This window comes from Pseudomonas sp. C7.1 (genome assembly GCF_056312395.1).
On the sequence record NZ_JBWDTL010000003.1, the window covers coordinates 1972184 to 1993555 of the forward strand.

At 60.3% G+C, this 21372-nt stretch carries 20 protein-coding genes and 4 tRNA genes; 14 read left to right on the forward strand and 10 right to left on the reverse strand.

The window, feature by feature from the left end; all coding sequences use genetic code 11:
- Positions 1-51 precede the first annotated feature (51 nt).
- Both AC0T4W_RS12580 and AC0T4W_RS12585 read right to left on the reverse strand, forming a co-directional pair.
- Positions 52-831 (reverse strand): ABC transporter permease, encoded by a 780-nt coding sequence (locus AC0T4W_RS12580; RefSeq protein ID WP_476323629.1) that lies wholly within the window; start codon positions 829-831, stop codon positions 52-54.
- An 11-nt stretch (positions 832-842) separates the two neighbouring features.
- The gene (locus AC0T4W_RS12585; RefSeq protein ID WP_476319339.1) at positions 843-1775 is read right to left on the reverse strand and encodes an ABC transporter ATP-binding protein; all 933 of its coding nucleotides are present in this window, start codon (positions 1773-1775) and stop codon (positions 843-845) included.
- 493 nt (positions 1776-2268) lie between these two features.
- On the opposite strand from AC0T4W_RS12585, the gene AC0T4W_RS12590 reads away from it, so the two are divergent.
- Together AC0T4W_RS12590 and AC0T4W_RS12595 are read left to right on the forward strand one after the other, a co-directional pair.
- Positions 2269-4716, forward strand: a complete 2448-nt coding sequence (locus AC0T4W_RS12590; RefSeq protein ID WP_476319341.1) for an acyl-CoA dehydrogenase — start codon at positions 2269-2271, stop codon at positions 4714-4716.
- A gap of 70 nt (positions 4717-4786) precedes the next feature.
- Positions 4787-5197: a PA2817 family protein gene (locus AC0T4W_RS12595; protein WP_476319343.1), complete on the forward strand. Its 411-nt coding sequence runs from the start codon at positions 4787-4789 to the stop codon at positions 5195-5197.
- A 128-nt stretch (positions 5198-5325) separates the two neighbouring features.
- On the opposite strand, the gene AC0T4W_RS12600 is transcribed toward AC0T4W_RS12595, so the two are convergent.
- The 4 genes from AC0T4W_RS12600 to AC0T4W_RS12615 all read right to left on the reverse strand — a co-directional run bounded on the left by AC0T4W_RS12600 (position 5326) and on the right by AC0T4W_RS12615 (position 5735).
- Positions 5326-5401, reverse strand: a tRNA-Gly gene (locus AC0T4W_RS12600).
- A gap of 21 nt (positions 5402-5422) precedes the next feature.
- A tRNA-Glu gene (locus AC0T4W_RS12605) sits at positions 5423-5498 on the reverse strand.
- Between the two features lie 43 nt (positions 5499-5541).
- Positions 5542-5617 (reverse strand) — tRNA-Gly (locus AC0T4W_RS12610).
- Positions 5618-5659: 42 nt separating this feature from the next.
- Positions 5660-5735: transfer RNA gene (locus AC0T4W_RS12615), tRNA-Glu, on the reverse strand.
- 224 nt (positions 5736-5959) lie between these two features.
- Here AC0T4W_RS12615 and AC0T4W_RS12620 point away from each other — a divergent pair.
- Together AC0T4W_RS12620 and AC0T4W_RS12625 are read left to right on the forward strand one after the other, a co-directional pair.
- Positions 5960-6727, forward strand: coding sequence for a hypothetical protein (locus AC0T4W_RS12620; RefSeq protein ID WP_476319346.1), 768 nt, complete (start codon positions 5960-5962; stop codon positions 6725-6727).
- A 51-nt stretch (positions 6728-6778) separates the two neighbouring features.
- Positions 6779-7441, forward strand: coding sequence for a glutathione S-transferase family protein (locus AC0T4W_RS12625; RefSeq protein ID WP_476319348.1), 663 nt, complete (start codon positions 6779-6781; stop codon positions 7439-7441).
- Positions 7442-7582: 141 nt separating this feature from the next.
- Here AC0T4W_RS12625 and AC0T4W_RS12630 read toward each other — a convergent pair whose 3' ends face one another.
- From AC0T4W_RS12630 to AC0T4W_RS12640, 3 genes are all read right to left on the reverse strand, one after another.
- Complete coding sequence (locus tag AC0T4W_RS12630) at positions 7583-8965, reverse strand: ATP-binding protein (protein ID WP_476319350.1); 1383 nt, start codon at positions 8963-8965, stop codon at positions 7583-7585.
- Positions 8962-9639 (reverse strand): response regulator, encoded by a 678-nt coding sequence (locus AC0T4W_RS12635; protein ID WP_476319353.1) that lies wholly within the window; start codon positions 9637-9639, stop codon positions 8962-8964. Before AC0T4W_RS12635 ends, AC0T4W_RS12630 begins: the two co-directional genes overlap by 4 nt.
- Before the next feature lie 206 nt (positions 9640-9845).
- Positions 9846-10451 carry a hypothetical protein gene (locus tag AC0T4W_RS12640; RefSeq protein ID WP_476319355.1) on the reverse strand — a complete coding sequence of 202 codons (606 nt, stop codon included), beginning with the start codon at positions 10449-10451 and terminating at the stop codon, positions 9846-9848.
- Positions 10452-10996: 545 nt separating this feature from the next.
- Here AC0T4W_RS12640 and AC0T4W_RS12645 point away from each other — a divergent pair.
- Both AC0T4W_RS12645 and AC0T4W_RS12650 read left to right on the forward strand, forming a co-directional pair.
- Positions 10997-11707: a 4'-phosphopantetheinyl transferase family protein gene (locus tag AC0T4W_RS12645; RefSeq protein ID WP_476319357.1), complete on the forward strand. Its 711-nt coding sequence runs from the start codon at positions 10997-10999 to the stop codon at positions 11705-11707.
- A gap of 72 nt (positions 11708-11779) precedes the next feature.
- Positions 11780-13069, forward strand: a complete 1290-nt coding sequence (locus AC0T4W_RS12650) for a M18 family aminopeptidase (protein WP_476319360.1) — start codon at positions 11780-11782, stop codon at positions 13067-13069.
- A 135-nt stretch (positions 13070-13204) separates the two neighbouring features.
- On the opposite strand, the gene AC0T4W_RS12655 is transcribed toward AC0T4W_RS12650, so the two are convergent.
- Entirely contained in the window at positions 13205-13921 is a 717-nt protein-coding gene (locus AC0T4W_RS12655; RefSeq protein ID WP_304865229.1) for a UTRA domain-containing protein, read from the reverse strand.
- Positions 13922-14257: 336 nt separating this feature from the next.
- Here AC0T4W_RS12655 and AC0T4W_RS12660 point away from each other — a divergent pair, with 336 nt between their 5' ends.
- The 8 genes from AC0T4W_RS12660 to zapE all read left to right on the forward strand — a co-directional run bounded on the left by AC0T4W_RS12660 (position 14258) and on the right by zapE (position 21338).
- The gene (locus AC0T4W_RS12660) at positions 14258-15316 is read left to right on the forward strand and encodes an ABC transporter substrate-binding protein (protein WP_476319363.1); all 1059 of its coding nucleotides are present in this window, start codon (positions 14258-14260) and stop codon (positions 15314-15316) included.
- Positions 15317-15372: 56 nt separating this feature from the next.
- Positions 15373-16179, forward strand: coding sequence for an alkaline phosphatase family protein (locus AC0T4W_RS12665; RefSeq protein ID WP_476319365.1), 807 nt, complete (start codon positions 15373-15375; stop codon positions 16177-16179).
- On the forward strand, positions 16179-17018 hold the full coding sequence (locus AC0T4W_RS12670) for an ABC transporter permease (protein ID WP_476323632.1): 840 nt from the start codon (positions 16179-16181) through the stop codon (positions 17016-17018). Before AC0T4W_RS12665 ends, AC0T4W_RS12670 begins: the two co-directional genes overlap by 1 nt.
- Positions 17005-17799 (forward strand): ABC transporter permease, encoded by a 795-nt coding sequence (locus AC0T4W_RS12675; RefSeq protein ID WP_476319368.1) that lies wholly within the window; start codon positions 17005-17007, stop codon positions 17797-17799. Before AC0T4W_RS12670 ends, AC0T4W_RS12675 begins: the two co-directional genes overlap by 14 nt.
- Positions 17796-18785 (forward strand): ABC transporter ATP-binding protein, encoded by a 990-nt coding sequence (locus AC0T4W_RS12680; RefSeq protein ID WP_476319370.1) that lies wholly within the window; start codon positions 17796-17798, stop codon positions 18783-18785. Before AC0T4W_RS12675 ends, AC0T4W_RS12680 begins: the two co-directional genes overlap by 4 nt.
- Positions 18785-19438 (forward strand): HAD family hydrolase, encoded by a 654-nt coding sequence (locus AC0T4W_RS12685; protein WP_476319372.1) that lies wholly within the window; start codon positions 18785-18787, stop codon positions 19436-19438. Before AC0T4W_RS12680 ends, AC0T4W_RS12685 begins: the two co-directional genes overlap by 1 nt.
- A 341-nt stretch (positions 19439-19779) precedes the next feature.
- Positions 19780-20217 carry an arsenic resistance N-acetyltransferase ArsN2 gene (arsN2, locus tag AC0T4W_RS12690; protein WP_476319374.1) on the forward strand — a complete coding sequence of 146 codons (438 nt, stop codon included), beginning with the start codon at positions 19780-19782 and terminating at the stop codon, positions 20215-20217.
- A complete protein-coding gene (gene zapE / locus AC0T4W_RS12695) occupies positions 20217-21338 on the forward strand; it encodes a cell division protein ZapE (protein WP_476319376.1) in 1122 nt (373 codons plus the stop codon). The genes arsN2 and zapE overlap by 1 nt, the downstream gene beginning before the upstream one ends.
- Positions 21339-21372 lie beyond the last annotated feature (34 nt).

Sequence of the window (21372 nt, forward strand, 5' to 3'; positions counted from 1 at the left end):
GCAAGCTGCGGCAAGTCATGAGCAAAAACGTTTCCCTATGTTGACTGTCGGCTACTGGCGCATGCCCTGGCCACTGACCAGCAAACGGATGCACACGCCATACAGCACGGCGGTGGCGACCAGCATAAAACCAATAGCCACGCCGATGCGGATATCCGAGACGCCTAGAATGCCGTAACGGAAGGCGTTAACCATATGCAGCACCGGGTTGGCCAGCGACACCGTTTGCCAGAACGGCGGCAACAGGGTGATCGAATAGAACACCCCACCCAGGTAGGTCAGAGGCGTCAGCACAAAGGTCGGGACAATCGAAATATCATCGAAATTGCGCGCAAATACCGCATTGATAAAGCCGCCCAAAGAGAAGATGGTCGCGGTCAACACCACCACCAGCACGGTCACGCCGAGGTGATGCACCTGCAGGTGGGTGAAGAACAGCGACAGCAGAGTGACGATAAACCCCACCGCCAGGCCGCGCAGCACGCCGCCGGTGACATAGCCAATAAGGATGATGTGCGGCGACACCGGCGACACCATCAACTCCTCGATGGAGCGCTGGAACTTGCTGCCAAAGAAGCTCGACACCACGTTGCCGTAGGCGTTGGTGATCACCGACATCATGATCAGCCCCGGCACGATGTACTCCATATAGGTGAAGCCGCCCATATCGCCGATCTGGCTGCCAATCAGGTTGCCGAAGATAACAAAGTACAAAACCATGGTGATCGCCGGCGGTAGCAGGGTCTGCGGCCAGATGCGGGTAAAGCGGCGGATTTCGCGGTAAACGATGGTGCGCAGCGCGACCATGTTGGCGGTGAATTCGGAGTTCAGATAAGCCGTGCTCATACCGCCTCCTTCGCCAGGTTCTTACCCACCAGGGAGACAAACAGCTCCTCCAGGCGATTGGTTTTATTGCGCAAGCTGAGCACCTCGACATTCTGCAAAGCCAACTGGCGGAACAATTCGCTAATGCCCTGAGCCTTGTCCACCTGCACTTGCAGGGTATGCCCGTCGAGCAACTGCGCCGGGTAGCCGATCAGCTGTGGCGCGACCAGCAGCGACTCCTTCAGGTCGAGCAGGAAGGTTTCCACATGCAGTTTTTTCAACAAGCCCCTCATGCTGGTGTTCTCGACTATCCGCCCATGATCAATGATGCCGATGTTGCGACACAGCTGCTCGGCCTCCTCCAGGTAATGGGTGGTCAGGATAATAGTGATGCCTTGCTGGTTCAGCTCGGTGAGAAAGCTCCACATCGAGCGGCGTAGCTCGATATCCACCCCGGCGGTGGGCTCATCGAGAATCAACAGTCGCGGCTGATGCACCAGAGCGCGGGCGATCATCAGGCGACGCTTCATGCCGCCGGACAGCTCGCGCGACGGCACATTGTGCTTGCCCCACAAACCGAGCTGGTTGAGGTACTGCTCGGCGCGCTCCTTAGCGATTTTTGCCGGGATACCGTAGTAACCGGCCTGGGTCACGACAATGTCGAAGGCCTTCTCGAACTGGTTGAAGTTGAACTCCTGCGGCACCACGCCCAAACAGCGTTTAAACGTCGAGGGCTGCTTGTCCAGGTCATGGCCGAACGCATTGACCGTGCCGCGGCTCTTGGTCACCAGCGTGGAAAGAATGCCGATGGTGGTGGATTTGCCGGCACCGTTGGGGCCGAGCAAGGCGAAGAAATCGCCCTCAGCCACATCCAGATCGATGCCATGCAGTGCCTGGAAGCCGTTGCCATAGGTCTTAGTCAACTGGCGAATGGACAGAGCGGTACTCATAAAAATGCGCGCACCTGATTAGATAGAAAGAAATTCAAGAGGGGCTGCATCACGCAGCGCGAAGTGGCCCAAGTCTAGCGTTTGAGACATCGCCATCGCAGTATCTGCGCGCAAAACTGCCGCCCAACGATTGGTCAGCAGCCTACCAGCGCCAAGCACAGAATAAACTCGGAAGTTGCCGATGGTACTTATCAGCCCTATCGATACACCAGCCAACGGAATCCAGCCCGCGGCCTGTTCACGCAGACCGCGACTGACCTCGCAAAAATTTTCTGCGAACTCAGCCAGCCCTGAGTGGTCACTATCGGGGATGGCCGCCGGACTCAAAAGTCTCCATGCATCAGGACTTCTGCATGACGGAGAAGCCGGTTTTACAAGGCGTGTCCGGCCAGTATCATGGTGATTCGGCCAAGCTCACCACCCTGTCGCCAGCAATGACGACTACGCTTGTGATGGTGCGCACTAAGCACACTGTCATCATGGAGGATTCTGCATGCTCGCTTTATGGTTACTCGCCCTGCTGTTCGGCACGGCTTTTCTCGCCCACCGGCGCACCGCCCCCCTACTCGCTTTGGGCATAGTGGCCGGCTTTCTGATTCTGATGGGTGTGTTCAGCCATGCGCCCGTCTGGCTGATGGGCCTGTTCTGGTTGCTACTGCTGGCCGTGGCACTGCCCCTGCTGCTGCCGCAACAGCGCCGCAGCCTGTTCACCGCGCCGCTGTTTACCTGGTTCCAACGTGTACTGCCACCGATGTCATCCACCGAGAAAGACGCCATTGAAGCCGGCACGGTGTGGTGGGACGGTGAGCTGTTCAGCGGCCGGCCGGACTGGGACACCCTGCTCGCCTACCCCAAGGCGCAACTGACTGAGGAAGAGCAGGCCTTTATCGACGGACCCACCGAAGAACTCTGCGCCATGGTCAGCGACTGGCAGATAGGCCAGCAGATGGACCTGCCCGCCGAAGCCTGGGCGCATATCAAAGAACACGGTTTCTTCGCCCTGATCATCCCCAAGCAGTACGGCGGCAAGGGCTTTTCCGCTTACGCCCACTCCCAGGTAGCAATGAAGCTGGCCACCCGCTCCGGCGACCTGGCCTCCACTGTGATGGTGCCCAACTCTCTGGGCCCGGCCGAGCTGCTGCTGCACTACGGCACTGACGCCCAACGCGACCACTACCTGCCGCGCCTGGCGCGCGGTGAAGACATCCCCTGCTTCGCCCTCACCGGCCCCCTCGCCGGCTCCGATGCTGGCGCCATGCCGGACACTGGGATCATCTGCAAGGGCCAGTGGCAAGGTGAAGAAGTCATCGGCCTGCGGCTGAATTGGGAAAAGCGCTATATCACCCTGGGCCCGGTCGCCACCCTGCTCGGCCTGGCCTTCAAGGCTTACGACCCCGAGCACCTGCTGGGTGACGAGGAAGACCTGGGCATCAGCCTGGCCCTGGTGCCCACTGAAACACCTGGCGTGGAAATCGGCCGTCGCCATCTGCCCCTTGGCGCCGCCTTTATGAACGGCCCGAACTCCGGCAAGGATGTGTTTATCCCGCTGGATTACCTGATCGGCGGTCAGAAGATGCTCGGCAAGGGCTGGATGATGCTGATGAACTGCCTGTCCGTGGGCCGCTCGATCTCCCTGCCGGCAGTCGGCACCGGCGCAGCCAAGTTCACCAGCCTGACCACCGGCCAGTACAGCCAGGTCCGCGAGCAGTTCAACGTGCCGCTTTCAGCCTTCGAAGGCATTCAGGAAGCCCTGGCGCGCATCGGCGGCAATGCCTGGCTGATGGACAGCGCACGCATTCTCACCGCCAATGCGGTGGATCTGGGCGAAAAGCCCTCGGTGCTCTCGGCCATTCTCAAGTACCACCTGACCGAACGCGGCCGCGAATGCATCAGCCACGCCATGGATGTGCATGGCGGCAAGGGCATCGTCATGGGCCCGAATAACTACCTGGCGCGCTCCTGGCAAGGGGCGCCGATCTTTATCACCGTGGAGGGGGCCAATATCCTCTCGCGCAACCTGATGATCTTTGGTCAGGGTGCGATTCGCTGCCACCCCTATGTGCTCAAGGAAATGGCCCTGGCCGGTCGCGAAGACCAGGACCAGGCGCTGCAAGAGTTCGATGAACTGCTGCTGCAACATATCGGCTTCGCCGTGAGCAACGCTGCCAGCAGCCTGCTGCTCGGCCTCGGCTTTGGCGTATTTAGCCAGGTACCCGGCGACCGTATCAGCCGCCCGTATTTCCGCGCGCTCAACCGCCTGGCGGCCTCCTTCGCCCTGCTCGCCGACACCAGCATGATGCTCCTAGGCGGCGAGCTGAAACGCCGCGAACGCCTGTCCGCACGCCTGGGTGATGTACTCAGCCACCTGTACCTGGCCTCGGCGGCGCTCAAGCGCTACCACGATCTGGGCTACCCGGAACACTCGCAGCCCATGCTGCGCTGGGCCGTAGAAGAAAGCCTGGGCAAGGCCGAACAGGCGCTGGAAGAGCTACTCAGCAACTTCCCCAGCAAGGTGCTCGGCTGCGCCCTGCGTCTGCTGGTATTGCCACTGGGCCGTCGCCACAAGGGCCCAAGCGATGAATTGGACGCCGAAGTGGCCGGCATTATCGGCCGCAACAGCGGTGACCCGGCGCTGGAAGAGCTGCTCGAAGGCTGCTACCGCCCGCAAGCCGAGCAGGACTCCGTGGGTGCCCTGCAACATGCGATGAACTTGTTGCAGGGCGTTCAGGGCCTGCAAAAGAAACTGCACAAGGCCGCCAAAGCGGGCCAGGTACAGGAACTGCCCGGGCAAAGTCTGATTGATGCCGCACTGGCGGCTGGTGTACTCAGCGCCGATGAAGCGCACAGCCTGCACCAGGCCGAGACTGCGCGCCGGGTGGTTATCGATGTCGACGACTTCGCCAAGGAAGAACTGATTCTTAGCCCCGGCAAGGTGCGCTAAATAAGCAAGTAGGACAGCGGGCGGCGCGAGCCTTATACTTGCGCGCCCGTTTTACCTACAGGATTGCCCCATGGCCAACACCCACATCGACCATCACCTTGCCCTGCTCAACCACTTGCGCACCATTCTGGTGGCCTTGGGCGAAGCCGAGCAGATTCTCGATGACAGCCACGCCATGTACCTGGAGCGCTACGACGAATTGCTCAGCGACCTGCCGAGCGATCCGGAAGCCAGCCTCTACCTGGGCCAAGACCTGATCAGCCAGATCTTCCAGCGCTACCCGCAAATCGCCCACCTGGTACCCCGCGACCTGCTGTGGTTCTTCGGCGGCGACTGCCTGCACTTTATGCCAGACGAAGAAATCGAGATGTATCAAACCTTGGAAGAACGCCGCTTCTACGCCGAAGAAAACGACGAACCCTTCGACTGGAACCGGGAGAAACACCTACTGGCCATGCCTGCTCAAGGCGGCACGCACTAAGCAACAACCAAACGCACAAAAGCCCGCACGGTTCTTACCGTGCGGGCTTTTTAATGTGGGGAAAAAACTGCAGATATAAAAACGCCGCTCAGTGAGCGGCGTTTTTATTACTTTCTATTGAAAGAAAATGGAGCGGGAAACGAGACTCGAACTCGCGACCCCGACCTTGGCAAGGTCGTGCTCTACCAACTGAGCTATTCCCGCAATACAGCTTGGTACTAAAAATGGCGTCCCCTAGGGGACTCGAACCCCTGTTACCGCCGTGAAAGGGCGGTGTCCTAGGCCACTAGACGAAGGGGACCTTGGAACTTGTCGGTTAACTGCCTAAGCAAATAACCTGAATCTGGAGCGGGAAACGAGACTCGAACTCGCGACCCCGACCTTGGCAAGGTCGTGCTCTACCAACTGAGCTATTCCCGCTTTTTAACAACCTAACTCAAATCAGCACACTCCTTAAAGAAGTGGCGTCCCCTAGGGGACTCGAACCCCTGTTACCGCCGTGAAAGGGCGGTGTCCTAGGCCACTAGACGAAGGGGACGCAGCCCGGAAACTACAACTTTTATCCGGCTTCTACACGTTTTGCCGTGAGGCATTGCGCTACGAAGTGGCGCGCATTCTATGGAGCCTTGATAGGCCCGTCAACCTCTGTATAAAAAATTTTATAAATCAAAGACTTCTACCCCGAATGTGAGGCTGCTCTATCAGCCTTCCGGCTAAGGCACTACACTCGGACGAAAAACCGGTGATCAAGAGGCCCCACCCATGTCCCCACTCGTGATTACCATATTGATTGTTTCTGGCATCGTCGTATTGATCGCCATTGCGTACATCAATCATATGGTCGAGAACAACAAACTAGAAAAGGCGCGCCTCAAAGCCGACCTCAATGATCGCCTGCGCCGCTGTACAGACCTCGCTGAAGCCCTTCCCGGCCAACTGATGAGCCCAGCGCTGAAGTTAATGCTCAGCCGCCTGCAGCTGCACTTCAGTGAACATATGCTGCCTTTGGACAAAGGAAATAACGCCCTTAAGGCGCGTATTGAAGAGCTGCGCAAGCTTATCGCCCAAGGCGAATCGATTCCCGTAAACAACCCGCCGCAACCCATCCTAAATGAAGCCAAGGCCAAGGAAGTGCGCTTCCAACTGGAAAACCTACACAGCCAACTGACCCGCTGTGCTAAAGACGGGATTATCGCGGCCAACGAGGCCAAGCACTGGCTCAAAGAAGTACGCCACATGCTGACCCAGGTGCATATCGAATTTTTCGGCAATCTCGGCCAGCAAGCCCTGCAGCAGAACCAGCCAGGCCAGGCGCGCTTGGCGTTCGAGCGCGGCGTGCAATACCTGCGTAAACAACCCGACCCCGCCCCTTACCAGAACGCCCTGAAGAAATTCGAAGAGCAACTGGCACGCGCCAACGCCATGGTGCTGGAAAGCAATAAGCCCGCCACCGAACAAGACAGTGAACTGGATGCCGGCCTGGAGTCTCTCGGCGGCGACGAGTGGAAGAAGAAGAACATTTACGACTAACCCCCCCGGCGCGCAGCCTGCGCGCTACCGCCCTGCCTACGAGTACCGCACATGAGCCTGACTGTTTACGGTGCCCCGCTGTCGCCCTTCGTCCGTAAAGTTCGCCTGTTTCTGGCTGAAAAGAAGCTGGACTACCAATTGGAAATCATCCTGCCGTTCGGCCAGCCGGCCTGGTACAGCGAGATGAACCCACTGGGGCGCATTCCGGCCCTGAAGGATGGCGACTTCACCCTCGCCGACTCCAGCGTGATCTGCCAATACCTGGACGACAAGCACCCAGATCGTCCTAGCCTGCTTGGCCAGAATACTGAACAACGCGCACAGGTGCGCTGGCTGGAGAAATATGCCGACTATGAACTGGCGCCCTTGTGCACCTTCACCGTGTTCCGCAACCGTGCACTGAAACCCAGCATGGGCCAGAGCTGCGACGAGACCGCCGTGCAGGCAGCCCTGCACGAGAAGCTGCCTGCACACTTCGACTATCTGGAAAAGACCCTTGGCTCGGCCGAATACCTGGTCGGCGACAGCCTGACCCTGGCCGACCTGGCCCTGGCCTGTCAGCTAATCAATATGCAGCATGGCGATGAGCAACTGGACGCGCAGCGCTGGCCCAACCTGAGCACGCACTATGCCCGAATCACCGCGCGCGACTCAGTGCAAAGCGTATTGCCAGGTGAGTTGAAGATGCTCGCCAAGATGGCCGCCAAGGCCTGAATGCAAAGCACCAGCCAGCAAAGAGCACGGTTGATCCGGGCTCTTTCACCTCGGCAACCTCAGTAGTCAGTGGGCTCGACAAACACCTCTGCAGGCAATGCCGAGGTGATTTTGCACAGTGAGCTGGCCGGCGCTTATGCCTCACTCGCTCAGCCGCACCCGAAAACTCGCCCCACCCAACTGCGAATCCTCCAAAAACAGTTCGCCGCCGTAGCTCTCGATAATGTCCTTGACCACCGCCGTGCCAATGCCCTGCCCGGGATGCTGGGCATCTAGCCGTTCGCCACGGCGCAGGATGCGTTCGCGCTGATCAGTCGGCACGCCGGGACCGTCGTCCTCCACACAGAGTTCGAGCGTGCCGCCCTGCTGCCGCACGCTGACGCGTACTTGGCCAAGGCACAGGCGGTAGGCGTTTTCCAGTAGGTTGCCGAGCAATTCCAGCAGCGCGCCGTGCTCCATCGGCAGGTGCTGCTCAGAGGTAAAGTCGCGCAGCACCTGCACCTGCTTGTCGCGGTAGACCTTGTCCAGCGCGCCGCAGAGGTTATCGAGCAAGGGCGTCAGACATGCGCTGTGGCGGATAAGGCCGCTTTTGCGCAGGCTGGCACGCTGCAGTTGATAGCCGATCTGCTGGCTCATGCGCTCAATCTGCTGTTGCAGCACCTGCGACTGCTCGCGGTTCTGCGGCTGGTTGTCGATCACTTCAGCCACGCTTTGCAGCACAGCCAAGGGGGTTTTCAGGCTGTGCGCGAGGTCATCCAGCGAATGCCGGTAGCGTTCGCGCTGCTGGCGTTCACTTTCCAGCAGGCGGTTGAGCGAGCCCGTCAGGCGCAGCAGTTCGCGCGGGTGCTGTTCACTCAGGGCTTCAAGGGTCCCCGCCTCGACTTGATCCAGCTCGGCACTAAGCCCGCGCAGGCTGCGAAAGCCCCATGTCAGGCCAAACCACAGCAGCCCGAGCAGCACCAGTAGCGCGCCGCCAAGCCAGAGGTAGAGCTGGCCCATAAAGCCGTCGTACATGGCCTGGTAATCACTGGCCGGCTGCATGGTCACCACGCTAAAGGCGGCGCTCTGCCCGCGCAGCAGGTCGATCTCCACGTCATAGACGAAAAACTCACGGCCCTGGCCATCGGTGATACGCAGAAATTCGTGGCCACGGCCGTCGTAGCGCGGGCGGTAGCTGACGCTTTCATCCAGGGAGGAGCGCGACTGCCAAACCAGCGTGCCCTGGCGGTCGTAGATAAAACCCAGCAGCTTGGCTTCCAGGCTGTCGAATTCCTCGGCCGGCAGTTTGTCTGGCATGCTCAGCCGGCCCTGCTCGTTACGCGCGGCAGAAACCAAACCGGCAGCATCCGAGGCCAGGCGTTTTTCGATGGATTGCTCCAGGGCAATCACAAACGCGCCGCGCAAGGCCGGCAGCAGCGCCAGCATAAACAGCACGGCCAGCACCGCCGTGCCGAGCATCAGGCGCAGCCGCAAGGACTCGCCGCGACGGCGAGTGGCCGGTTTGCTCAGCTCAGCCTCCCTCATCGGCAGCGCTCGGTAAACAGGTAGCCCTGGCCGCGCACGGTTTCAATCGGCTTGAAATCCAGCTGGCCTTCAAGCTTGCGGCGCAGGCGACCAACCAGCACTTCGATCACGTTGGGGTCGCGCTCATCGTCATCGGGATAAAGCTGCTCAATCAGCCGCTCCTTGGGCACTACCTGCTGCTGGTGACGCATCAGGTATTCGAGAATACGGTACTCGTAGGCTGTCAACTGCAGACCCTCGCCATCCAGCGTCGCCTGTTTCCGGTTGAGGTCGAGCAGCAGCGGGCCAGCAGCAATACTCGCCTGGGTAAAGCCTGAGGCGCGGCGCAGCAAGGCATTCAGGCGCGCCTCCAGCTCTTCGAATTGAAAGGGCTTGACCACATAATCATCAGCCCCGGCGGCCAGGCCTTCGACCTTATCCTGCCAGTTGCCACGGGCGGTGAGTATCAGAATGGGGAAGCTCTTGTCCTGACTGCGCAACTGGCGAATCAGGTCCAGCCCGCTCATGCCGGGTAGACCGAGGTCGATCACCGCTAGGTCATGGTTGTATTCGGCTGCGCGGTACAGCGCTTCTTCGGCATTGGCCACAGCATCGACCACATGGCCCTGCTCGCCAAGCCGGCTATAGAGGTGGTGACGCAGCAGCGCTTCATCTTCCACGACCAACAGTTTCATCGTGCAAATTCCTCCAATAAAGCGACCGGGCATGGTGCCCGGCCCTTTTGGCCTAGCTGCTGCTTAGAACCTGAATCGGATCTCGCGAGCTAGAGCCAAACAAGGCGAAAACGGCCGAGGAAGCGCAGTTTACGAGGTGTAAATGAGCATTCCGAGGCCGTTTTCAACGCAGTTTGGCCGACGCGCAGCAGGTCCGAGGCAGGTTCTTAGAACTTGTAGTTGGCACCCAGGTATAGCTGGCTGCTGCTGTGCAGGTCCAGCGAGCCGGCCTTGCCCGCACCGTGTGGCGCCATTTCGGTGCTGGCATTAGTGCGTAGGTAGCGGTAGCCGGCCTCAATCGAAGCATTCTGGTTGATGTCCTGCAGAATGCCAGCCTGCAGGCCGAGGGCGTAACCGATATCGCTGTCACGCTTAAAGCCTTTGCTTTCCTGCTCCAGCTTGACCAGGCCGGCAGTGGCGCCACCGAACAGCTTGGTGTTGTAGTCGCCAACCGGCAAGAACACATCGTAGCTACCCAGCAAGTTCTGCTGACGTAGCTTGTTGCCGCTATCGGTGTCCGAGACATTCTCGTAGGTCATGTAGTAACGCCCGGCATCGCTGACCTGACCGGCGCGCACGCCCCAGGTGCCAGTGTCGTTGATTACCTTGCCGAGTTTGGGGCTGTTCAGGTTGCTGTTGAGAGAGCTGGATTTCTGGATGTTGTTATCGGTCTGACCCCAGGTCAGGCCAACAAAGTTGTCGCCGGCATTGGCTGCAGCAGCAGTGAAGGTCAGGGAAGCAGCCAGGGCCAGTTTTCCAATAGTGCGGTTCATGGTGTGTCCTCAGTGGTTAGTCGGTGTTGCTTAACTCGAGCTCCATGTTGCCTACCCCTAGCTGAACGCCCACTGAACCCTTGCTGAACAAACGCTGAACCACCTGCTGCCTGCCAGCTTTATGCAGTAGCGGTGTGGGCGCCTAACCCATGCTCGCGAAACCCTTACCGCCTGCGCGCACGGCCCCCTGCGCCACAAACAGCCCGGCCAATACCGGTTGCATCGCCAGCCAGCCGAGCCGGCTTTGCGCGCGATGCATAGTTGTTGTGCTCAATACGAGCAGTACGACTGCTGCGCGCAGTGGAAAATGCAGCGCAAAAAAAAACGGGCGCCCAAACGGGCTCCCGTACTCATTCTCAGAGAAATGCCGGTACAAGCCTCACGCCTGCGCCAGCTACAACCTCACCTGCGTCCCCGAGGAAACGCATGCAGTAGTGTTGCAAAAAAGCCTCGGCAACTCCGTTTAGCTTTGTTACCGCTTTGCAAAGAAATGTAAACACTCGCGTCGGCTGGCCGTGTACAGCGCCGCGCGGCAGAATAGACCAATGAATACAGCCTACCTACCGTTCTGCTGCAGCCCGCTGAATGACCACTGGCCGCTGCCGCACAAACTACCGTCCGTGCAGTTGATCAGCACCACCTTTAAGTCCGAGCTGCTCGACACAGCGGATTTCAGCCGCTGCGGGGTCGAGCCGGTGCGCGGCGTAGCCAAACGCCAGGCCGAATACCTAGCCGGGAGGCTGTGTGCGCGTGAGGCTTTGATGCGCGTGACTGGCACAGCATCGGTTCCGGCCTGCGGTGAGGATCGCGCGCCGCAGTGGCCGGCCGGCACGCTTGGCTCAATCACCCACGGCAGCGGCTGGGCCGGCGCAGTGGTGGGCAACAGCACGGATTGGCGCGGCCTGGGTCTGGATATCGAGCAGATCATGCCAGCCAGCCGCGCCGAACGCCTGGCAGCGGAAATTCTGACGCCAGCCGAGCTGTTCCGTCTAGAAAGCCTGCCTGCCGAACAGCGCGCGCAACGCACCAGCCTGACTTTCTCGCTCAAGGAAAGTTTGTTCAAGGCGCTCTACCCCCAGGTGCTGCGCCATTTCTATTTTCACGACGCCGAACTGCTCAGCGTCGACGCTGACAATAAAGTGCACATGCGCCTGCTGATTGACCTGCATGCAGACTGGCCAGCCGGCAGCGAACTGCATGGCCAGTTCACCGAGTTCGACGGTTATCTGCTGAGCCTGATCAGCATCGCGCGCTGATCTGCCGAGCGCTGCAGCCCAAAGCGCTCGGCAAATCCGCTAAACTCGGCCGATTGTCGTCTGGAGTGCCCTATGCGCGAAGATTTGAATCAAGGCCTGATCGAGTTCCTCAAGGCCTCGCCGACCCCTTTTCATGCCACCGCCAGCCTGGCACTACGCCTTGAAGCGGCCGGCTTTCAGCATCTGGACGAGCGCGACAGCTGGCACACCGAGGCCGGCGGGCGTTATTACGTCATGCGCAACGACTCCTCGATCATTGCTTTCAAGCTGGGCAAGCGCGCACCGCTGGAAGGCGGTATTCGCCTGGTCGGCGCACACACCGACAGCCCGTGCCTGCGGGTAAAACCGCAACCGGAGCTGCAGCAACAAGGCTTTTTCCAGCTCGGCGTGGAGGTGTACGGCGGTGCATTGCTGGCGCCCTGGTTCGATCGCGACCTGTCGCTGGCCGGACGGGTGACCTACCGCCGCGACGGCAAGGTGGAAAGTCAGCTGATCGACTTCCAGAAGCCGATTGCGATCATTCCCAACCTGGCCATTCACCTCAACCGTGAAGCCAACCAGGGTTGGCCGATCAACCAGCAGATCGAGCTGCCACCGATCCTCGCGCAGCTATCAGGCGACGAGCCGGCCGATTTCCGCGCGCTGATCACCGACCAACTAGCCCGCGAGCACGATTTCAGCGCCGATGCGGTGCTCGATTACGAGCTGAGCTTCTACGACACCCAGAGTGCTGCGGTGATTGGCCTGAATGGCGACTTTATCGCCGGCGCGCGGCTGGACAACCTGCTCTCCTGCTACGCCGGACTGCAGGCACTGCTGACCGCGCCCGATGAAGAAAGCTGCGTGCTGGTGTGCACCGACCACGAAGAAGTCGGCTCCTGCTCGGCCTGCGGCGCCGACGGCCCGATGCTCGAACAGGTGCTGCGCCGCGTGCTGCCGGACGGTGATGCCTTCGTGCGGACCATCCAACGCTCACTGCTGGTCTCGGCTGATAACGCCCACGGCATACACCCCAACTATGCCGACAAGCATGATGCCAACCACGGCCCTAAGCTCAACGCCGGCCCGGTGATCAAAATCAACAGCAACCAGCGTTACGCCACCAACAGCGAAACCGCCGGTTTCTTCCGCCACCTGTGCCTGGAAAACGAAGTGCCGGTGCAGAGCTTTGTCACCCGTAGCGACATGGCTTGCGGCTCGACCATCGGCCCGATCAGCGCCAGCCAGCTGGGCGTGCGCACCGTGGATATCGGCCTGCCGACCTTCGCCATGCACTCGATCCGCGAACTGGCCGGCAGCCATGACCTGGCGCATTTGGTCAAAGTGCTGACGGCCTTCTACGCGAGCGTCGAGTTGCCTTGACCGCCGCCCCGTAGGGCGGACATGCCGAAGGCTTGTCCGCCCTACAAAAGCGCAACTCCTAGCCCATAGGGCGGTGCACCTGCTGATGCCTTGATGGGTATCGCTTCGCTCAACGCCATCCTACGAACGGCAGCTCTACTCCGGCACCTCGACGCTCACATGCAGAGCGTCGTGGCGCCAGAACTCCAGGTCGCAATCAATCAACCGGCCATGCTGGTCGCGGTTGATTCGCACGATACGCAGCGCTGGGCTGCCCACCGCCACCTTCAATGCTGATGCGGCTTCGCTGTGCAACGCCGTAGGCACCATATCGAAACGCACTCGGCCGTAATGAATGCCGTATTCGCTCGCGTACAGCTCGGTCAGCGAACGGGTCAGGTCGAAATCCAGAATGCCGGCGAAGTAATTTGGGTTGAGGTAGTGCTCGACATACAGCACCAACCGCCCGTCGATACGTCGTGCGCGGCGGATCTGATACACACTGGACAGCGCTGGCAAGGCCAGCAGTTGGCAGATCTCGGCGCTGGCCGGAATCAGCCGCGCGCTCAGCACTTCGGTGGCGGGCACCCGGCCCTGCTCGCCGACCATGGCGTGGAAGTGGCTGCGCACCAGCGGGTTGTAGGCCACCCGTGGCGGCGAAACAAACCAGCCGCGACGCTCCTCACGGTAGATCAGACCCTGGGCCTCCAACTGGCCCAACGCTTCGCGCAGGGTGATGCGGGTCGTATCGAACACCTCGCTGAGCTTGCGCTCGGCCGGCAACTGACTTCCCGACGGCAGCAGGCCGTGCTCGATCTGCTCCTCCAATGCCCGGCATATAGCGGTGACTGCCCGCGGCGCTTCATCGCGCATCAAGACCTCCAAAATTGGACTAGTCCAGCCCCATTTCGGGGCATCAACCTGTGAGTGCAGCGGTAAAAACCATGTTTCAAGTTTAAGCAGTCTTGATGACTGCACCATGACAACTTTCTTTCAGCAGCAGCAAAAGCTGATAAAACTTGGCCTGCAGGTCATACATAACTGAATTTTTTGATGGTCTACGCTAGTGGTGCGCCAGTTTGTGCAAACCGGCTTAAGCCGGTAAATGACCAATTTACATAAAACTGTCATATAACAAGCCTAAATTGGCCTGGGTCTTGCTGATCTAGACCAGACAATCACCGCACCTAACTCGCAAGGGAGTTTCCAATGAAACAACTGCTGCTGGCTTCACTGATAGGCTCAGCCATCACCCTGGCCACCTCGGCCATGGCTGCTGAAACGGATTTGCAAGCACTGGAAAAGGCCGCGCGCGCTGAAGGCGCGGTGAACAGTGTGGGCATGCCGGACAGCTGGGCCAACTGGAAGGACACCTGGGCCGACCTGAACACGCTGTATGGCTTGAAGCATATGGACACCGACATGAGCTCGGCCCAGGAAATTGCCAAGTTCGCCGCCGAGAAAGACAACGCCACCGCCGATATCGGCGACGTCGGTGCGGCCTTCGGCCCCATCGCCGTGCAGCAGGGTGTTACCCAACCCTACAAGCCGAGCACCTGGGAACAGATTCCAGCCTGGGCCAAAGACACCGACGGCCATTGGATGCTCGCCTACACCGGCTCCATCGCCTTTATCGTCAACAAGCAACTGGTCAAGGACATCCCGCGCTCCTGGGCTGACCTGAAAACCGGCACCTACAAAGTTTCCGCCGGTGATGTCAGCACCGCCGCACAAGCCGTTAACGGCGTACTGGCTGCCGCCATCGCCATGGGCGGTAACGAAAGCAACGTGCAACCGGCGCTGGATTTCTACGGCGAGCTGGCCAAACAAGGCCGTCTGTCGCTGGCCAACCCAACCATCCAGACCCTGGAAAAAGGCGAAGTGGAAGTGGGCGTGGTCTGGGACTTCAACGGCCTCTCCTACCGCGACCAGATCGATCCCGAGCGCTTCGAAGTGTTGATCCCATCTGACGGTTCGGTGATTTCCGGCTACAGCACCATCATCAACAAGTGGGCGAAAAACCCCAACGCGGCCAAACTAGCGCGTGAGTACATCCTCAGCGACGCCGGCCAGATCAACCTGGCCAAAGGTAACGCCCGGCCGATCCGCGCCGAACACCTGACCCTGCCAGCCGAAGTGCAAGCCAAGCTGCTGCCGCAAGAGCAGTACGCCAAGGTTCAGCCGATCAAGGATGCTGCTGCCTGGGAAGCCACCTCCAAAGCACTGCCGCGCCTGTGGCAGGAACACGTCATCATCAATATGAACTAATGCAATCTGGCCCCGGATACACTCCGGGGCCGATTCGGTTGCTAAGGCTTTCAATCATGTCGCACAACGTCATCCTCGTGGTTCTGGATGGCTTGAGCTATCAGGTGGCTCAGCATGCGCTGGGGCATCTGCAGGCTTACTGCCAGGCTGGACGCGCCGCGCTGTACAAGCTCGATTGTGAACTCCCGGCCCTGTCACGCCCGCTGTATGAAGCGATTCTGACCGGTGTTGCGCCCATCGACAGCGGCATTGTGAATAACGATGTATCGCGCCTGTCGACACAGCGCAGCATGTTCCACTACGCCCGCGACGCCGGGCTGATTACCGCAGCAGCGGCCTATCACTGGGTCAGCGAGCTGTATAACCGCTCGCCATTCCAGGCTGCGCGCGACCGCCATACGGCAGACGCCACGCTGCCAATTCAGTACGGCCACTTCTACTACGCCGATCATTACCCGGATTCGCACCTGTTCGCGGACGCAGAAAGCCTGCGCCTGCGCCATGCGCCCAACCTGCTGCTGGTGCACCCGATGAATATCGACGACGCTGGCCACAAGCACGGCCTCGACAGCGCGCAGTACCGCAACAGCGCGCGCATGGCCGATGTGTTGTTGGCCGAATATATCCAGCCCTGGCTCAACGCCGGCTACCAGATCCTGGTGACCGCCGACCACGGCATGAACAACGACCGCAGCCACAACGGCCTGCTGCCGGAAGAACGCCAAGTGCCACTGCTGGTACTCGGCAACGCCTTCAGCCTGAACCCCAACGCCCAGCCGAAGCAGCTGGAGTTGTGCGGCACGGTCTGTGAACTGCTCGGTGTGGCCCACGACAAACCTGTCTGCCGGGAGCTTTTATTGTGATACCTGCCCTGCGCGGCAAATGGCTGGCGCTGCTGTGCCTGTTGCCCTTTGCCCTATTTTTTATCGCCTTTCAGATCGCCCCGCTGCTATGGGTGGCCAGCAACAGCCTGCATACCGCAGAGGGCTGGGGGCTGAGCAATTTCCAGCAGGCCTTCGCCTCGCCGTTCTACCGTCAGGCCATACGTCACAGCCTGGAAGTGGCGTTCTGGTCGAGCCTGATCGGTATCAGCATCGCCATTCTCGGCAGCTACTCGCTGCGCCAGGTCGACAGTAAGCTGCGCGACTTCGTCATGGCGTTTTCCAACATGACCAGCAACTTCTCCGGCGTACCGCTGGCGTTTGCCTTTGTCATCCTGCTGGGTTTTAACGGCGCGCTGACCATCCTGCTCAAGCAGGCGGGAATCATCGAGGATTTCAACCTCTACTCGAAAACCGGCCTGATCGTGCTCTACACCTACTTCCAGATTCCCCTCGGCGTGCTGCTGCTATACCCAGCCTTCGATGCCCTGCGTGAAGACTGGCGCGAATCGGCTGAATTATTGGGCGCGAGCAACTGGCAGTTCTGGCGGCATATCGGCCTGCCGGTGCTGACCCCTGCGCTGCTCGGCACCTTCGTGATTCTGCTGGCCAACGCCCTCGGCGCCTACGCCACGGTGTATGCGCTGACCACCGGCAACTTCAATATCCTGCCGATTCGGATTGCCGCCATGGTTTCCGGCGACATCTTCCTCGACCCGAATATGGCCAGTGCCCTGGCGATGATTCTGGTTGGTCTGATGACCCTGATCACCATCGTCCATCAATGGCTGCTGCGCCGGAGCTACCATGTCCCACGCTGAAAACCGCTCACCGCTGTTCCACCAGTTGGTGGTCTACAGCCTGCTGCTGATCCTCCTGCTGCCGCTGCTCGGCACCCTGCTCTACTCATTCTCCACAAGCTGGTCAGCCAGCGTTTTGCCCAGCGGGCTGACCTTCAAGTGGTACCTGGCGCTGTGGAGTGATGCGCGCTTTCTTGCCGCGTTCGGCCGTTCGCTGCTGGTGTGCTTTGCCGCTTTGGCGCTGTCGCTGGTGCTGATTCTGCCGCTGCTGTTTGTGGTCAGTTATCACTTCCCCAAGCTCGACGCGCTGATGAACGTGCTGATCCTGCTGCCGTTTGCCATCCCGCCGGTGGTGTCCTCAGTGGGTCTGATGCAACTGTTCGCCGGCGGCCCGCTGCCAATCCTCGGTACGCCGTGGATTCTGATCGGCTGCTACTTCACTATCGCCCTGCCCTTTATGTACCGGGCCATCAGCAACAACCTGCAGGCGATTAACCTGCGCGACCTGATGGACGCCGCCCACCTGCTAGGTGCCAGCACCTGGCGCGCGGCTTTTATGGTAGTGCTGCCTAACCTGCGTAAGGGCCTGATGGTTTCGGTGTTTCTCTCCTTTAGCTTCCTGTTCGGTGAGTTCGTCTTCGCCAACCTGCTGGTCGGCAGCCGCTATGAAACCCTGCAGGTGTACCTCTACAACATGCGCAACGACAGCGGTCACTTCACCAGCGCGTTGGTGATTTCCTACTTTATGTTCGTGCTGCTGATGACCTGGGCGGCCAATCGCCTGAATAAGGACAAGTCATGAGTTATCTGAGTATTCAAGGCCTGCACAAGAGCTACGGCGATACCGCGATTTTCAGCGATATTAACTGCGAGATCGCCAAGGGCGAATTCATCACCCTGCTCGGCCCCTCCGGCTGCGGCAAATCCACCCTGCTGCGTTGTATCGCCGGCCTGACCGGGGTCAATGGCGGGCAGATTCTGCTCGACGGCGAGGATCTAGTGCCCGTCGCCCCGCAAAAGCGCGGCATCGGCATGGTGTTCCAGAGCTACGCGCTGTTCCCCAATATGACCGTGCAGCAGAACGTCGCCTTCGGCTTGCGCATGCAGAAGGTCAAAGGCAGCGAAGCCCAGCAGCGGGTCAAGGACGTGCTGGAGCTGGTGGAGCTGAATGACTTCGCCGGCCGCTATCCGCAGCAACTGTCTGGCGGCCAGTGCCAACGCGTGGCCCTGGCCCGCTCGCTGGTCACCCGTCCGCGCTTGCTGCTGCTCGACGAGCCGTTGTCGGCGCTGGATGCGCGGATTCGCAAACACCTGCGCGAGCAGATCCGCAGCATCCAGCAGGAGCTGGGCCTGACCACCATCTTCGTTACCCATGACCAGGAAGAAGCGCTGGTCATGAGCGATCGTATCTTCCTGATGAACGCCGGCAAAATCGTCCAGAGCGGCGATGCGGAAACCCTCTACACCGCCCCCGCCGATGCCTTTGCCGCCGGCTTTATCGGCAACTACAACCTGCTCAATGCCGATGCTGCCAGCCGCCTGCTGCTGCGCCCGATCAACAGCCGCGTGGCGATCCGCCCGGAATCTATCCAGATCGGCCCCCAGGGCAATATCGAAGGGCAGATTCGCAGCCATAGCCTGCTCGGCAACGTGATCCGTTACAGCATTGAGGCGCGCGGCGTCGAACTGCTGGTGGACGTGCTCAACCGTTCCCCGGCGGATCTACATGCCCGCGGGCAGCGCATTAACCTGAACATTGAAGACAACGCAATCTGTGAGGTGGCCTGATGGCCCTGGCAATTTTCGACCTGGACGAAACCCTAATCGGCGGCGACTGCGCCAGCCTGTGGACCCAGGAAATGGTCAAGCTGGGCTGGGCTGATGGCGAGAGTTTTATCGCCCGCGAACAAGAGCTGATGCGCCAATACGCCGCCGGCAGCCTAGCCATGGAAGACTACATGGCCTTCACCCTATCGCCGCTGGTAGGCCGCACGCCGGAAGAAGTCGCCCATGTGGTCGAGCCTTTCGTTGAGGACGTGATCGAACCGATCTTCTACAGCGATGCCACCCGCTGCCTGGCCAACCACCGCGCCGCCGGTGATCGGGTGCTGGTGATTTCCGCCTCGGCGCATTTTCTGGTCAGCGCCGTCGCCGCACGCTTGAAAATCGAAGAAGTACTGGCCATCGACCTGGAAGTCCAGCACGGCCACTACAGCGGCCGCACTCAGGGCGTGATGACCTACCGCGAAGGCAAAGTCACGCGCCTGCGTGATTGGCTGCAAGAGCACGGCGAAGTCCTCGACGGCGCCTACTTCTACTCCGACTCACGCAACGACCTGCCACTGCTGCAGGTGGTCGACAACCCTTATGTGGTCAACCCCGATCCGACTCTGCTTGCGCACGCCCAGCAGGCCGGTTGGCCGATCCTGAGCTGGCGTTGATTGGCCAGCAAGCTCTGGCACGCAGCCTGGGCATAGCACGTAGCCCGAACAAGCGCAGCGCAGTCCGGGGGCAATTGCGTCTGTAAGCTTGTAGGTACCTGTAGGAGCGGGCCATGCCCGCGATGCGCTTCGCGGGCATGGCCCTCTCCTACAGGTCTTTGTTCAGAGTTAATTTCTATATAAAACAATGAGTAGATAGCGGGCATGGGGCTGCGCATCCCGTCCAAGCCTACAAAAGCCAAGCCTGTTGGCAGCCGCCAACTCAGATATAACCTTTGCTAAACACTCGGTTAAAGTGTGGGCGCGACACGTATCCGATTGTCTCGCCCAAATGGATTTCCATGAATTTTTACCGCCACCCACCGGCTGCAGCCGCCAAGGCATTACTGGCCGCTGCCGACCTGCCAACGGCCGACCTTGCAGCCGAACACTTTGCGCACTTTATCGCCGCAGGCCCAGCGGCGCACGCGCCCGAAGCACTGATCGGCCTGCAGCCTTATGGTGAGGTGGCGCTGCTGCGTTCACTGGTGGTCAGCCCTGCGGCGCGCGGTACGGGTTATGGCGGCGCACTGGTGGCCGAGATTGAAGCCTATGCGCAGCAACTGGGCGTACGTGAGCTGTACCTGCTGACCAACAGCGCGGAAGCCTTCTTCAGCCGCCGTGGTTACAGCAGCCTCGCGCGAACCGACGTGCCTGAAGCAATCCGCCAGACAGCCGAGTTCTCCAGCCTCTGCCCCGCCAGCGCGGTGTGCATGCACAAGCGGATCGAGGCGCGCTGATGGACTGCAGCTCCCCGCTCAGCGCCTACCAGCAGGCCATCGACCGCGACGGTTTTAAATCCGACCCGGCGCAGTGGCAGGCCGCCCAGGCTTTGCACGACTGTCACCAGGCCCTGCATCAGGACACACCCGCGCAGCCGATCAACGGGGTGTATCTGTGGGGGCCGGTTGGGCGTGGCAAGACCTGGCTGATGGACAGCTTCTACAAAGGCTTGAAAGTCCCGGCGCGGCGCCAGCACTTTCACCACTTTATGCGCTGGGTGCATCAACGCCTGTTTCAACTCACTGGCACGCCGGACCCGCTGCAGGCCCTGGCCGTGGAGCTGAGCCTTGAGGTGCGCGTGCTGTGCTTCGATGAGTTGTTTGTCAGCGATATCGGCGATGCAATTATTCTCGGCCGGCTGTTTCAGGTGATGTTCGAACAGGGCGTGGTGCTAGTCGCCACCTCCAACCAGCCGCCTGAACTGCTGTATGCCGAAGGCTTTAACCGCGAGCGTTTTTTACCTGCAGTGGCCGCTCTGCAGCTACATATGCAGGTGGTCAGCATCAACGGCGAGCAAGACCATCGCCTGCACCCAGGCACCGTGCATACCCGCTACTGGGTCGCCACGCCTGGGCTGCCCAGTGTGCTAAGCCGACATTTCAGCCAGTTGGCCGCAGGCCAGCCTAGCAGCGACCAACCGCTCACGCTCGGCAACCGCAGCGTGCGGCCCCTGCGTCACTGCGACGGCGTGCTCTGGTGCCGCTTTGCCGATCTGTGTGAGCAGCCCTTGGCCGCGCCGGACTTTATCGCCCTGTGCGACCGCTTCCAGGCCATTCTGCTCAGCGAAGTACCCAACCTGAGCAGCCCGCAACGCGCGGCCAGAATCGCCCGTGGCACCGAGGATGGCGTCGAGCGCGTACAAGCAGGCGACCGTCAACTACCCGCCCTGTCGGTCAAGGACGACAGCGTGCGGCGCTTTATCGCCCTGGTGGACGAGTGCTACGACCGCAAGGTAACACTGTACCTCGAAGCCCAGGTGCCGCTGGCTGAACTCTATACCGTGGGCTACCTGAGCTTCGCCTTTCGCCGCACCCTGAGCCGGCTACAAGAAATGCAGCTGCAGCGTTTTGGTGCTTAAAGCCTGCACAAAAAAAAGCGGACACCCCCTAAAG

Bases quoted from the DNA above. Each gene is read 5' to 3' on its own strand.
- AC0T4W_RS12595 (WP_476319343.1), top strand. From the start codon at position 4,787: ATGGCCAACACCCACATCGACCATCACCTTGCCCTGCTCAACCACTTG.
- AC0T4W_RS12620 (WP_476319346.1), top strand. From the start codon at position 5,960: ATGTCCCCACTCGTGATTACCATATTGATTGTTTCTGGCATCGTCGTA.
- AC0T4W_RS12650 (WP_476319360.1), top strand. From the start codon at position 11,780: ATGCGCGAAGATTTGAATCAAGGCCTGATCGAGTTCCTCAAGGCCTCG.
- AC0T4W_RS12675 (WP_476319368.1), top strand. From the start codon at position 17,005: ATGTCCCACGCTGAAAACCGCTCACCGCTGTTCCACCAGTTGGTGGTC.
- AC0T4W_RS12645 (WP_476319357.1), top strand. From the start codon at position 10,997: ATGAATACAGCCTACCTACCGTTCTGCTGCAGCCCGCTGAATGACCAC.
- arsN2 (WP_476319374.1), top strand. From the start codon at position 19,780: ATGAATTTTTACCGCCACCCACCGGCTGCAGCCGCCAAGGCATTACTG.
- AC0T4W_RS12680 (WP_476319370.1), top strand. From the start codon at position 17,796: ATGAGTTATCTGAGTATTCAAGGCCTGCACAAGAGCTACGGCGATACC.
- AC0T4W_RS12635 (WP_476319353.1), bottom strand. From the start codon at position 9,639: ATGAAACTGTTGGTCGTGGAAGATGAAGCGCTGCTGCGTCACCACCTC.
- AC0T4W_RS12625 (WP_476319348.1), top strand. From the start codon at position 6,779: ATGAGCCTGACTGTTTACGGTGCCCCGCTGTCGCCCTTCGTCCGTAAA.
- AC0T4W_RS12665 (WP_476319365.1), top strand. From the start codon at position 15,373: ATGTCGCACAACGTCATCCTCGTGGTTCTGGATGGCTTGAGCTATCAG.
- AC0T4W_RS12630 (WP_476319350.1), bottom strand. From the start codon at position 8,965: ATGAGGGAGGCTGAGCTGAGCAAACCGGCCACTCGCCGTCGCGGCGAG.
- AC0T4W_RS12655 (WP_304865229.1), bottom strand. From the start codon at position 13,921: ATGCGCGATGAAGCGCCGCGGGCAGTCACCGCTATATGCCGGGCATTG.
- AC0T4W_RS12585 (WP_476319339.1), bottom strand. From the start codon at position 1,775: ATGAGTACCGCTCTGTCCATTCGCCAGTTGACTAAGACCTATGGCAAC.
- AC0T4W_RS12660 (WP_476319363.1), top strand. From the start codon at position 14,258: ATGAAACAACTGCTGCTGGCTTCACTGATAGGCTCAGCCATCACCCTG.
- AC0T4W_RS12590 (WP_476319341.1), top strand. From the start codon at position 2,269: ATGCTCGCTTTATGGTTACTCGCCCTGCTGTTCGGCACGGCTTTTCTC.
- zapE (WP_476319376.1), top strand. From the start codon at position 20,217: ATGGACTGCAGCTCCCCGCTCAGCGCCTACCAGCAGGCCATCGACCGC.
- AC0T4W_RS12640 (WP_476319355.1), bottom strand. From the start codon at position 10,451: ATGAACCGCACTATTGGAAAACTGGCCCTGGCTGCTTCCCTGACCTTC.
- AC0T4W_RS12685 (WP_476319372.1), top strand. From the start codon at position 18,785: ATGGCCCTGGCAATTTTCGACCTGGACGAAACCCTAATCGGCGGCGAC.